This window comes from Curtobacterium pomorum (assembly GCF_044497295.1).
Classification (GTDB): Bacteria; Actinomycetota; Actinomycetes; order Actinomycetales; family Microbacteriaceae; genus Curtobacterium.
In genome coordinates, this window is sequence record NZ_CP172409.1 from 3,856,765 (window position 1) to 3,869,062 (window position 12,298).

Consider the following 12,298-nt stretch of genomic DNA (forward strand, 5'->3'; position numbering starts at 1 on the left):
ACGGGAGGCGCGGGACCGACCCGACTCGCGCCTCCAGACCGTCACTGGGTCGCCGACAGGGCCGCTGCCACGGCGCGTTCCTGTCGCGTGTGCGCAGCGAAGGCGTCTGCGACCGGGTTGCGGCGGCGGTCGAGGCCGCCGACGCCGTCTTCGACGAGGTCGAAGAGGCCCATCGTGAGCAGGTGCTCCTGGCGGGGTGCGTCCGTGTGCCGCCAGGTCCACTCGTACATGTCGAACAGCGGCCACCAGGTGTACCCGACCACCGGGACGCCCTCGGCACGGAGCTCGTGCACGGCGGCCACGGAGTCGTCGAGCCAGCCGATGCGTTCGTCGACGGACCCGGTGACGCACGTCTCGGTCAGCATGACCGGAGCGCCGTACCGCTCGGCGTACGTGGTGAGGACGTCGCGGAGCCCCTCGACACCGGTGTCCTCGTAGGGCCGCGGGTCCGCGAACCCGCCACCGTGGTGCACCCCCGACTCGAACACCTCGGTGGAGTGCAGCGGGTAGTAGTTGACGCCCATCACGTCCGGCCGGACCGCGTGCTGTCGGAACCAGTCCAGGTCCACGTCGGTGACACCGCCGGAGCGCAGCCGTCCGACGAGCGGATGGTGGTCGTCGACCCCGCCGGTCACGAGGTCCTCGACCAGGAACGTCTGGGCGCGGAGCCGCGCCACGGTGTCACGGTGCTCGGGGACGTCGACGTCGCCGACGTACCGGATACCGGCGTCGACGTGCACGAAGGTGGCGTCGTCACCGAGCTCACGAGCGATCGCGTGCTGGGTGGAGACGAACCCCTTCGCCAGGGCCGAGGCGATGCGGGCGGAGCCCTCGGCGCCGGTCAGGTACGGCGGCCAGTAGCCGTACTCACCCGAGAACAGGGCGTGGATCACGGGCTCGTTGACGGGCGTGTAGTCGGTCGCGACGTCGCCGTACCGGGCGGCGAACCGGGCCGCGTACTCCGTGACGTGCGCCGGGTAGTCGGGGTTCGCGAACTGGCCGTCGAGCCAGAGCGGTGTGCCGTAGTGCAGCAGGTCGATGACGGGCCGCAGGCCGGTCTCACGGAAGCGCTGCATGACACCGTCGACCCAGGACCAGTCCCAGACGCCCGGCTCCGGGGCCACCCGGTACCAGGGGACGCCCCAGCGGAGCAGCTCGGCACCGACGTCGACCGCCAGGCCGAGGTCGGCGGCGTACTGCCGGTAGTGGTCGGTGAGTTCGTACTCGTCGATGGGGCGCTCACCCGGCCGGGCCTGCGGGACGAAGGTGTCCTCGATGCCCAGGGCGAAGTGCAGCCGTCCGTCGTCGGACCAGTGCATGGTGTCTCGTTTCGTGGTGGGCGCTCCCCCGAGGGGACCGCGCGGTGTCGTCGTCACTTGAGCCCGGTGCTGGCGACGCTCTCGATGAAGCGCCGTTGCACGAGCAGGAACATGACGGCGAGGGGCAGCACGGCGATCAGGGCGCCGGCCATCATCACGCCCTGCGGGATGATGCCGCCGGGTCCGGTCAGCAGCGTCAGCCCCGAGGTGATGGTCCCCATGTCCTGGTCCGTGGTGAACACCAGCGGCCAGAGCAGGTCGTTCCAGTTGTTGACGAAGGTGAAGATGCCGAGGGTGAGCAGTGCCGGCACGGCGTTCGGCAGGATGATGCTCCGGAAGATCCGCCACTCGGACGCGCCGTCGATGCGCGCCGCGTTGTCGAGGTCGCGGGGGAGCGACACGAAGAACTGCCGGAGGAAGAAGATCCCGAACGCGTCTGCCGCCCGCGGGGCGATGAGGCCGGCGAAGGTGTTCACCCACCCGAGGTCGGACACGAGCTGGTAGATCGGGATCAGGGTGGCCTGGAACGGGATCATCAGGCTGGCGATGATCACGATGAGCAGGACCCTGCTGCCCCGGAAGTCGAGCCGGGCCAGCGCGTAGGCGGCGAGCGCGTCGAACGCCAGCGCGAACACCGTCACCCCGCCGGCGAAGGCGAAGCTGTTCAGGATGAGCCGGCCGAACGGCAGCTGCGTGAAGATCGCCCGGAAGTTGTCGAGCGTCCACGTGTGCGGGAAGAGCGTCGGCGGGTAGGCGTTCACCTCGCTCGCCGGCTTGAACGCCGTGAAGACGATCACGAGCACGGGGAGCAGCACCGCGAGGGTGACGATGAGCACGGCGGCGAAACCGAGCCACCGCATCGACGGTGGGCGCCGGGCGACGGTCCTGCGCCGGACCGCGGTGGCCGGACGGGGGAGTGCGGTCATGATGCGGTGTCCTCTCCGCGCTTGCCGAAGAACAGGAACTGCACGAGGCTCAGCAGCAGGGTCGCGATGAGCAGCACGTACGCCAGGGCGGACGCGAAGCCGAGGTCGAGGTCCTTGAACCCGGACTGGTAGATCTGCATGACGATCGTCTCGGTGGACCGGTACGGCCCGCCGCCGGTCAGGACGTAGATCTGGTCGAACGCCTGCAGTGCGGCGATGAGCGCGACGATGACGACGAACGCCATGGTGTTGCTGAGCATCGGGAACGTCACGTTCGCGAACCGCTGGCGGCCGTTCGCACCGTCCAGCTGTGCCGCCTCGTACAGGCTGGTCGGGATCTCCTGCAGCCCCGCCAGGAAGATGACCATGTAGAAGCCGAAGTTCTTCCAGACCGCGACGAGCACCACGGTCGGCATGGCGAGCGTCGGGTCCTGCAGGACGTTGCCGAGCCGGATGCCGCCCACCTGGAGCCAGTGGTTCAGCAGGCCGATCTGCGGGTCGAGCAGGTACGACCACGCGAACGCGGCGACCGCCAGGGACACGATGAACGGCAGGAACAGCGCCGAGCGGAAGAAGCCGCGGAACGGCAGCGCCGGGTGGTTGAGCGCCAGGGCCAGCACCAGCGCCACGGCGATCGCGACCGGGGTGAACAGCACCGAGTACAGCGCCGTGTTGCCGATCGAGCGGACCACGTCGGGGTCGGTGAAGACCCGGACGTAGTTCGCGAAGCCGACCCAGCTCGGGTCACCGAAGCCGCTGGCGTCGGTGAACGAGAGCCGCAGTGCCGAGAGCATCGGCCAGAGCACGAACGCTCCGAGGACGACGATCGCGGGTGCGAGGAATCCGACGACGGTCGCACGGCGCCGGAAGGTCCCGTTCAGGGGAGTCCGGCCGCCGAGCTGTCGCGGGGGGCGGTACCGACGGCGTCGGCCGAGTTGCTGCGTGGTCACGAGGGTCCTCCGGGGGCCGCTGCTGCTACTTCAGGGCTGACTGCACGTCGACGTCGGCGGTGCCGAGCAGCGACTCGGGGTCGCCGCCCGCGATCGACTTCTGCGTCGCGGTGTCGAGGGCGGTGAGCACGTCACCGCTGTTCACGACGCCCGGGAGGAGCGGGATCGTCGTGCCGGTCAGACCGGTCAGCGCCGCGACGGTGGGGTTCGCGTCGACGTCGGCGGCGGTGACGTCGGTGCGCAGGGACGGCCAACCCGACCCGAGCGCCCACTTGGTCGCGACGTCCTTCTGGTTGAAGTACCGCAGGAAGTCCTCGGCAGCGGCCTGCTTCGGGTCGTCGGTCTGTGCCGTCACGCCGAGCGAGATGCCGATGGCGGAGGCCACCTGCGCCTTCGGGCCGGCCGGGATCGCGGCGATCCCGTAGTCGATGTCGGACGCCTTCGCGACGCCGGCCATCCACGGGCCGCCGATCTCCATGGCGGTCTTGCCGGCGGTGAAGAGCTTGTCGGCCGCGATGCCGTCGACACCGGTCGGCGAGATCTTGTCCTGCCGGATCGCCTTCGCCCAGTACTCGAGCGTCTCGACGTTCGCAGCGGAGTCGATGGTCGACTTCGTCCCGGCGTCGTTCGTGATCGAGCCGCCGTTGCCCGCGAACAGGCTCGGCCAGATGCCGTTGCCGACCGTCTGGTGGTCCGGCAGCACGAGCCCGTACTGCTCCGGGGTGCCGTCGCCGTTCTCGTCCTTCGTCAGCTTCTTCGCGTCGGCGACCCACTCGTCCCACGTCGTCGGGAACGCGTCGATGCCGGCCTCGGCGAAGAGCTTCTTGTTGTAGATCACGGACAGGGGGACGAAGCCGCTCGGGACGCCGTACTCCTTGCCGTCGACCTGCTCCATCGCGACGGCCTGCTCCTTGAGCTCGCCGGTGTTGCTGGTGTCGTCGTCGTAGAAGTCGCTCAGGTCGACGAGGGCCTTCTTCTCGGCGTAGACGGGCAGTCGGTCCGAGGTCATCGCGACGATGTCCGGGCCCTTCTTCGCCGTCAGCGCGGGGAGCATCGTGTCGTCGATGACCGCCCACGTCTTCGTCTGGGTCGTGATCGTGACCTTGTCCTGCGACTCGTTGAAGTCCTTGACGATGCCGTCCAGGACCTTGCCGTCGGCCTCGGTGTACCCGTGCCAGAACGTCAGGTCGACGTGGGCGTTCGCGGACGATCCGGGGGAGCCGGCGCATCCGGCCAGGGAGATCGCCGCCGCTGTTGCGAGCGCGACGACTGCGATGTGCTTCTTCATCGAAAACCTGCCATCCGTCCTGCACATCGGTGTGCGGGACCTCGTCCATGCCGGATTTACACCGGTGTAAATCTGGACAGTAGTCCGTGCCCCTCGGGCAGGTCAAGACCTCAGGCGGAGACCGTGCGTTCCACTGCGACGGGCGCCGACGACGCCCGCACGACCAACGCGTGCGGCGAGCGCAGCACACCCGGTTCGACGGCCGCGTCCTCCTCCAGCTGTTCGACGAGGACCCCGACCGCCGTCGCCGCGACCCGGTCCAGGTCGGCCGACACCGTGGTGAGCGCGGGCGTCGCGTACGCCGACTCCTCGATGTCGTCGAAGCCGACCACCGCGACGTCGTCCGGCACGGTCCGACCGGCGAGCTGCAACGCGCTCATCGCCCCGAGTGCCAGGGCGTCGTTGCAGCAGACGATCCCGTCGACCTCGACGCCGGAGTCGAGCAGAGCCCGCGCCGCCGCTGCCCCTTCAGCCCGGTGCCAGAGCGCCGTGGGGACGACGAGCTCGGTTCGGAACGCCACGCCGTGCTCGGCGAGCGCCTCGCGGTACCCGCGGAGCCGCTCCTGCGCCGTCCGCACCGGCCCTGACGGTTCTGACCCGATGAACGCGATCGACCGACGGCCCGCGTCGAGCAGGTGCGCCGTCGCATCGTGCAGCGCGTCCGCGTTCGACATCGTGATGAACGTGACCGGGGTGTCCGGGATCGGCTCGCCGAGCACCACGAGGGGGAACTTCACCTCGAGCGCAGGGGCATCGTTCGACCGCACCGTCAGCGGGCTGTAGATGATGCCGTCGATCGAGTGTTCGCGCATCCGGGTGATCGCGTCCGCCTCGCGCACACCGCTCGCGGTCTGCTCGATGAGCACCGTGTACCCCACCGCACCGGCAGCGCGGATGACGGCGTCGGCGAGCTCGGCGAAGTACGCCTGCCGCAGCTCCGGCACCGCCAGGCCGATGACCTTCGACCGGCCGGCGCGGAAGTTCCGGGCCGAGACGTTGAGCTCGTAGCCGAGTTCGTCCACCGCAGCCATCACCCGGTCGTGGGTGCGGGCCGAGACGTGTTCGTAGCCCGACAGGACGTTCGAGACGGTCTTCTTCGAGACGCCCGCGACGGCTGCGACGTCGCTCATCGTGGGGGGCGAGCGGTGTCCCTGGGCCATCCGCGCTCCCCTCTCGCGTCCGGAATGCGTTGGGCAGGAACCTACCGCACCAGCGTCGTGCGGCCCGGACGTGTCAGTCCGGTCACGGCTGGCGGGCCCCGGGCGGTGTCCACGACGGAGCTGCGTCCACCGCGTCGCCGATGCTCCGCGCGATGACCCCGAGCTGCCGCGTCTGGGTCGCAGTGAGCGTGTCGAAGACCAGGCGCTCGACCAGGGCATGGTGCGCGGGCGTCGACTCGAGGACCTTGCCGTGCCCGTCATCCGTCAGGACCGCGAGGGTGAATCGGCCGTCCGTCGTGTCGACCACACGGCGCGCCCACCCCTTCGCCTCGAGCCGCGTGACCGCGCGGGACAGCCGCGAGAGCGTCGAGCTCGCGTACCCGGCGAGGGTGCTCATCCGCAGGGTCCTGTCCGGCGCGGCGTCGAGGGCGGTGAGGACCCCGAGTTCGAAGTGCGTGAGGCCACTGTCTCGTTGGAGTTGGGCGTCCAGGGCGACCGGGAGTCGTTCGAGCATCGTCGCCACGGCTGCCCAGATCTCGAGTCGTTCGCCGCGCAGGCCGTGTGGTTCGGGCGGTGCCATCAGGGCATCGTACGACCGATGACTTGCCTGAGCAAGCAAACCTCCCGTACGGTGACTTGCTCAGGCAAGTCACCGGGTCGAGCGACGCGGGACGACGGAGGAGGATCCATGGACCTGCAGCTCCGAGGCAGAACGGCGTTCATCAGCGGATCGACGCAGGGCATCGGGTACGCGATCGCCTCAGCACTCGCGGCCGAGGGCATGCGCGTGATCGTCAACGGCCGGGAGGAAGCCCGGGTCGAGGCAGCCGTCGATCGCCTGCGGCGTGACCATCCGGGAGCCACGGTGTCCGGGATCGCGGCCGACTTCGGAGACCCGGGCGCCGTCACCCGACTGCTCGGGTCACTCGACGCCGTCGACGTCCTCGTCAACAACGTCGGACTCTTCGGACTCGCCGCCTTCGAGTCGATCGCCGACGAGGACTGGTCCCGGTACTTCGAGGTCAACGTGATGAGCGGGGTCCGCCTGTCGCGGCACCTGCTCGGCGGGATGCTCGAACGCGGGTGGGGTCGCATCGTGTTCATCGGGAGCGAGTCCGGCGTGAACGTCCCCGCGGACATGGTGCACTACGGCGTGACCAAGGCCGCGGTGATCGCGCTGGCGAACGGACTCGCGAAGCAGACCCGTGGGACCTCGGTCACGATCAACACCGTCCTCGGCGGCCCCACGTACTCCGACGGTGTCGCGACGACGGTCGAGGCGATCGCCGAGGCGCAGGCTCTTCCGGTCGAGGCGATGCAGGCCGCGATCATCGCTCAGAACCGGACCAGCCTGCTCGAGCGCTTCATCGACCCGGCCGAGATCGCGGCGCTCGTCACCTACCTTGCGAGCCCGCTGTCCTCCGCGACGAACGGCGCGGCGATCCGGGCTGACGGCGGTGTCCTGACCGGGCTCCTGTAGGTGGCACGTCAGCCCAGGTGCGCGTAGTCCGGCAGGTCGATCGCGTCCGCCGGAGGTGTGAAGAACCGGTCGCCGAGCCGACCGATGATCGGGGTGGACGCGACCCGGACCGCGGCACCGAACGCAGCGATCCCGAGCCGGCTCTTCGGGTTCGCGACCCGCGGCACCCCCGGCGGCAGCTGCTGCGCCTGGGCGACGTAGGGCCGCATGATGCGTTCGTAGCCACGGAAGGCATCGCGGTGGTCGACGTGGGCGGCGAGCTCACCGGCCAACACGTACGCCCCCGTGAGCGACAGGCTCGTGCCCATGCCGCTGACCGGCGAGGCGCAGTAGGCGGCGTCGCCCACGAGCGCCACACGACCCGCGGACCACCTCGGTGCACGGACCTGCCCGATCGACTCGGAGTCCAGGTCGTCAGCGGTGTCGATGCCCTCGAGCACGCGCGCCGCTTCCCACCCGGCGTCCGCGAACACCTCGTGCAGTCGTCGGCGCTGCTCCTCGATGGATCGTCGTTCGGAGCCGGCGCGCTCCCGTGTCCGGTCGGTCACGAACGACAGCGTCGCCCGGATCGTGCCGTGCGGGTCCGGACGGAGGGTGACCGACCGGCCACCCGGCGCGTTGTACCAGCGCCACCAGTCGTCGTCGGCCTCGGTTCGGGGGATCGTCGCGTAGGACGTCTCGAGGCCGAGCGAGCGGATCTGCGGCTCGTCGCCGAAGACCAGCCGCCGGGTGCTCGAGCCGATGCCGTCGGCCGCGATCACCAGGTCGAAACGCTCCTCGGGGGCGTGCTGGAACTGCACGGTCACGCCGTCGCCGGCGCCGCCGTCGTTGTCCGCGATGCCGGTGATGCGGTCGCCGAACCGGTACTCGGTGGTGTCGGTGGTCCGGCTCACGAGCAGCTGCGCGAGGTCACCGCGCAGGATCTCGAGTTCTGCGGTGGCACCACCCGAGTCCGTGGTGCCCGCCGGGAACTCCGCGATCACCGAGCCGGAACGGCCGACGAACCGCATGCCGACCTCACCCGTCGTGGCGGCGCGGATGTCGTCCTCGATGCCCATCCGTCGCGACACCTCGCGCCCGGCACCCCGCACGTCGACGTTCTGGCCGCCGGTCCGGAGCTCGGGGGCGCGCTCGACGATCGTCGTCTCGTAGCCGTAGCGGTGCAGCCAGTACGCCAGGGCGGGCCCGGCGATGCTCGCACCGGAGATGAGGACGCGCTTGCGGTCGGTCGACATGTTGCCTCGAATCTTGATTACCAATGAGATTGGCAATCTACACGACTATCATCGCGGTGTGCCGCACGACGAACCGACAGCGCCCACCGACGGACCGCGAGACCTCGACGCCCGGCGCGACCGCGACGACCGACGCGACCGCGAAGCCGCCCGTCGCGACGGACGACCTCTGCCGGACGACGACATCCGCGCACGGGTGCAGCAGGTCGGCGTGCGGCAGCAGCGGTTCGAGCGACACCTCGCCAGAGCGCTCGACGTCGACGCGGCCGGGCTCGAGGCGATGGACCACCTCATCAGCCACGGCCAGTCCACCCCGACCGAGCTCGCGCGACGGTTGGAGATCTCCACCGCTGCCATGACCCTCGTGCTCAACCGACTCGAGTCCGCCGGCCACGTCACGCGGGAGCGGCACCCCAGCGACGGCCGCAAGCTCGTCGTCACCGCAGCCGAGCCGTCCTCCGACCGTGCGTACGACCTGGTGCTGCCGCTGATCGAGGGGATCGAGGACGTCGTCGCCGGCATGGACGCCACCGAACGCGCCACGGTGCAGGCGTTCCTGGACCGCCTGATCGGGATCTACGACGACGCGATGGACTGATCAGGCGATCGCATCGGGTGACCACGGTCGCTCACCCAGGCTCCACCGCGCCAATGCCTCGAGCTGTGCCTTCGCACTCTCCAGGCTCGTGTGGTCGCCGAAGACCTCGCCGGACCACCCACGGACCTCGTACCGGTGCGTGAACACGACGGTCCCGATGTGGGACCGACCGGAGCGCGCTTCCCAGCGGTCGACCTCGAGCGTGGTCCAGCTCGTCGTCTCGTGCGGGAGCACCCCGTTCGTCAGGGGTGGGGAGTCGGGCTGCGAGGAGGACATGGCCTGTTCCGGTCGGCATCGGACGAAGAGATCGTGCCGGCAGCCGGGGGCTCGGGTCACCTGTCCCTGACGGTAGTCCTCTGCAGGCGCTGCGGCTCAGGATCGATCAGTGCCCTACCCTGCGATCAGCGCGCCGCCCGCGAGAACGTGCGGTGCACGACGCCGGACGGCGACGCGACCGTCTCGACGGCGAAGCGCTCCTCGATGCCCTCGAGCCCGTCCCAGAGCCGCTCGCCCCGGCCGAGCACGATCGGTACCTCGACCAGGTGCAGGTGGTCGACCAGGTCCGCCTGCAGGAACTCGCGGACGGTCTCGACCCCACCGCCGATGCGGACGTCCCGACCCGGTGCGGCCTGGCGCGCGAGCTCGAGCGCTTCCGCCGGGGTCGCGTCGACGAAGTGGAAGGTCGTCCCGCCCGCCATCTCGAGGGGCTCGCGGGGGTGGTGCGTGAGCACGAAGACCGGCGTGTGGAACGGCGGTTCGTCGCCCCACCAGCCGGTCCAGCCGTCGTCCGGCCACGGTCCGCGCTGGGGTCCGAACTTGTTCCGCCCCATGATCTCGACGCCGATGTCCGGCCCCCACGCGCGCGCGAACTCGTCGTCCACTCCCGTGGTCCCGCCGGATGCGCCCTGCATCGCGCGGAAGGTCGCGGTGGCCGCGAACCAGTCCATCAGGCGACCCTCGGCGTGCCCGAACGGCCGGTCGAGCGACTGGTCCGCTCCGGCACCGTACCCGTCGAGCGAGATCGCGAAGTTGTGGACCCTGACCGTCGACATGGCGCTCCTGTCCTGCTTCAGAGGGTGATGCCGGTCGCCGCCGCCAGCGCCTCGACGAGTTGGCGGCGGAACTGCGGGTCCGCGACCGCCTGGTGCGGCTCCCGCCGCTGCCCGTGGAACCAGTAACCGCCGCTGACGGTTGCGTCGGGGTCGGTCACGAGGGCCTCCTGCGTGCGGTGTCCGAGCTCGAGGTCGTCCGACGCCCCCGCGCCGCCCATCTTCGTCGGCACCCAGCCCGGGTCGACGGCGTTGCTCAGGACGCCGGGCCGGCGCTCGGCGACCTCGGCGGCGAGCGCGGTCACGAAGAGCTTGGTGTCCGAGTACGTGTTGGTCTCCGCGGTGCCGTCCCAGTCGACGCCGTCCAGTCGGGGTCGACCGCCGCGGTGCATCCCGCTGCTCAGGTACACGTGCCGGGTCGGCGTCCGGAGCAGCGCGGTGAACAGGTACGGCGCGACGACGTTGACCGGGATCAGCGCACGGCCGGAGATCACGCCGGCGTTGTGCACGACCGCGTCGATCGGGTCGCCGGCGTCGAGGTCGCGCGCGGCGGCGATCACGGCGGCCCGGTCGGACAGGTCGGCGACGACCAGTGCGGCGCCGCGGTCGACGAGGTCGGCGACCGCTTCGGCGCGCGCCGTGCTCCGGGCGTGCACGATCACGTCGTGGCCGTCGCGCAGCAGGGTGTCGGCGGTCGCCCGCCCGAGGCCGTCGGTCGATCCGGTGACGAGGATGCGGGACATGCGTTCATCATGCGCCGGGTGGCGGAGTCGTGTGCGGCAGGTGGACCAGCAACGGGGCGGACGGGAGGCGCGGGGCGGGCCCGCCCCGCGCCTCCCGTCCGTTCTCGGCCCGGCCACAGGGCTGCAGTACGGTCGCAACATGAGCAGCTTCCTCGACCCTGCGGACGCCGTCGCCGTCGGCGACGCGACGATCCTGCCGGACGCGACGCGTCCGGTCGCAGCAGTCGTCACCGGTGACGACGTGCGGTGGGTGACGTGGCCTGGTGCTCCGTTGCCCGACGGTGCGGTCGACGACGTCCGCGTCCTGGCGACCACAGCGGGCGCGTGGGTCGTCTACGAGTCGAACGGTGACGGTGGCGACGAGGTGTCCCGGTCCGCCGTGCACGTCACGCCGACCGGTCTGACGTGCGCGGTCGAGCTCGGGGATCGTCGGCCGCACGGTGCCGATGTGGACGGGTTGTGGATCGGTGACCCTCGTGACGCGTCCATGTGGGACGGCGACGACGTGGACGGCTCGCCGGACGGCGATACGGATGCCGACGACTCCGACTCCGACTCCGACCCGCTCGACGGTGTCGATCCGGAGACCCTGCCGTGGGCGCCGGCCGAGCCGTTCTGGCCGACACCGGAGGAGTGGGCGGCGACGCTCGAGGCCGAGGCGGCCGCCGAGGACGACGAACCGGAGCTGCTCGACGACGAGGACGACGGTGGCCCGTACACCTGGAGCATCGCGTTCGGCGACGAGGACGAGGGCTTCGTCCCGACGATGGAGCCCCTCGCGGACCCGGGTCCGCCGCTGCCCACCCCGGCGACCGACCTGGTGCTCGTTCGACCGGACGGCAGCCGCGCGACGATCACCGTCGACCACCTGGTCGAGGGCGTCGGTCGCGAGGGCTCGGTGCTGACCGTCCGGTACGCCCCCACCGGGCCCCGGCGGATCCCGGACACCACGGGCGGGCTGCTCTACACCTACCAGTACCGCGAGGTCGACGTCGACCTCTCCGACGGTCTGCCGACCACCATCACCACCGATGCCCTGCCGGCACGGACGGTGGACGACGACGAGGACGAGTCGTCGTGGGAGAACGAACGGGAACGGCTCGAAGCGGCTCGTGCCCCGTGGATCGAGCGGTTCGACCTCACCGGGGTCGAGGGCACCCGGTGGCCGCTCCACGACACGCACGAGTCGAGGAAGGAGCAGGCGGTCGCCGCACTGGTCGGTGTGTTCGAGTCGCTGGCCGAACCGGGGATCCTGTGGACCCGCGATCACCCCGAGCCTCGCCGTGCAGCGAGCGCCTACCGCGCCGTCGAGGTCGTCGTCGAGGGGGAGTGGCCCGCGACCGAGGTGGTCGTGTCGTTCGAGCACAGCGACGTGCCGTACCTGCGGCTCCGTCGGCGGTACCGCGTGTTCGACGACGCCGGCCACGTCGAGGACTGGGCGTACGTGACGGTGCACCTCGAGGAGGACATCGCGACCCGGGACATCCCTGCGCGTGAGTCAGCCGTGGACGGGGTCCTCGACATCTGACGGTCGGCGTCCGTTCCGCAGC

At 70.6% G+C, this 12,298-nt stretch carries 13 protein-coding genes; 3 read left to right on the top strand and 10 right to left on the bottom strand.

Annotated elements, in window-relative coordinates:
• Window positions 1–41: 41 nt before the first annotated feature.
• The 6 genes from ACGH48_RS18560 to ACGH48_RS18585 all read right to left on the bottom strand — a co-directional run bounded on the left by ACGH48_RS18560 (window position 42) and on the right by ACGH48_RS18585 (window position 6,223).
• Window positions 42–1,319 (bottom strand): family 1 glycosylhydrolase, encoded by a 1,278-nt coding sequence (locus ACGH48_RS18560; protein ID WP_396289681.1) that lies wholly within the window; start codon window positions 1,317–1,319, stop codon window positions 42–44.
• A 53-nt stretch (window positions 1,320–1,372) separates the two neighbouring features.
• A complete protein-coding gene (locus ACGH48_RS18565; RefSeq protein WP_396289683.1) occupies window positions 1,373–2,245 on the bottom strand; it encodes a carbohydrate ABC transporter permease in 873 nt (290 codons plus the stop codon).
• A complete protein-coding gene (locus ACGH48_RS18570; RefSeq protein ID WP_396289684.1) occupies window positions 2,242–3,195 on the bottom strand; it encodes a carbohydrate ABC transporter permease in 954 nt (317 codons plus the stop codon). Before ACGH48_RS18570 ends, ACGH48_RS18565 begins: the two co-directional genes overlap by 4 nt.
• A 25-nt stretch (window positions 3,196–3,220) precedes the next feature.
• Entirely contained in the window at window positions 3,221–4,483 is a 1,263-nt protein-coding gene (locus ACGH48_RS18575; protein ID WP_340196957.1) for an ABC transporter substrate-binding protein, read from the bottom strand.
• A gap of 110 nt (window positions 4,484–4,593) precedes the next feature.
• A complete protein-coding gene (locus ACGH48_RS18580; RefSeq protein WP_396289685.1) occupies window positions 4,594–5,613 on the bottom strand; it encodes a LacI family DNA-binding transcriptional regulator in 1,020 nt (339 codons plus the stop codon).
• Between the two features lie 112 nt (window positions 5,614–5,725).
• Complete coding sequence (locus tag ACGH48_RS18585) at window positions 5,726–6,223, bottom strand: MarR family winged helix-turn-helix transcriptional regulator (RefSeq protein WP_396289687.1); 498 nt, start codon at window positions 6,221–6,223, stop codon at window positions 5,726–5,728.
• Window positions 6,224–6,331: 108 nt separating this feature from the next.
• Between ACGH48_RS18585 and ACGH48_RS18590 the strand changes: the two genes are divergently transcribed.
• Entirely contained in the window at window positions 6,332–7,123 is a 792-nt protein-coding gene (locus ACGH48_RS18590; protein ID WP_396289689.1) for an SDR family NAD(P)-dependent oxidoreductase, read from the top strand.
• 8 nt (window positions 7,124–7,131) lie between these two features.
• Here the strand turns inward: ACGH48_RS18590 and ACGH48_RS18595 are convergent, their stop codons facing one another.
• Window positions 7,132–8,358: an FAD-dependent monooxygenase gene (locus ACGH48_RS18595; RefSeq protein ID WP_396289690.1), complete on the bottom strand. Its 1,227-nt coding sequence runs from the start codon at window positions 8,356–8,358 to the stop codon at window positions 7,132–7,134.
• Window positions 8,359–8,416: 58 nt separating this feature from the next.
• Between ACGH48_RS18595 and ACGH48_RS18600 the strand changes: the two genes are divergently transcribed.
• A complete protein-coding gene (locus tag ACGH48_RS18600; RefSeq protein ID WP_396289691.1) occupies window positions 8,417–8,956 on the top strand; it encodes a MarR family winged helix-turn-helix transcriptional regulator in 540 nt (179 codons plus the stop codon).
• Here ACGH48_RS18600 and ACGH48_RS18605 read toward each other — a convergent pair whose 3' ends face one another.
• The 3 genes from ACGH48_RS18605 to ACGH48_RS18615 form a co-directional block, all read right to left on the bottom strand.
• Window positions 8,957–9,232, bottom strand: coding sequence for a hypothetical protein (locus ACGH48_RS18605; RefSeq protein WP_396289692.1), 276 nt, complete (start codon window positions 9,230–9,232; stop codon window positions 8,957–8,959).
• Between the two features lie 125 nt (window positions 9,233–9,357).
• Entirely contained in the window at window positions 9,358–10,008 is a 651-nt protein-coding gene (locus ACGH48_RS18610) for a dihydrofolate reductase family protein (protein WP_396289693.1), read from the bottom strand.
• Window positions 10,009–10,025: 17 nt separating this feature from the next.
• Window positions 10,026–10,748 carry an SDR family NAD(P)-dependent oxidoreductase gene (locus ACGH48_RS18615; protein ID WP_396289694.1) on the bottom strand — a complete coding sequence of 241 codons (723 nt, stop codon included), beginning with the start codon at window positions 10,746–10,748 and terminating at the stop codon, window positions 10,026–10,028.
• Window positions 10,749–10,887: 139 nt separating this feature from the next.
• Here ACGH48_RS18615 and ACGH48_RS18620 point away from each other — a divergent pair, with 139 nt between their 5' ends.
• Window positions 10,888–12,276, top strand: a complete 1,389-nt coding sequence (locus ACGH48_RS18620) for a hypothetical protein (protein WP_396289696.1) — start codon at window positions 10,888–10,890, stop codon at window positions 12,274–12,276.
• Window positions 12,277–12,298: the final 22 nt, after the last annotated feature.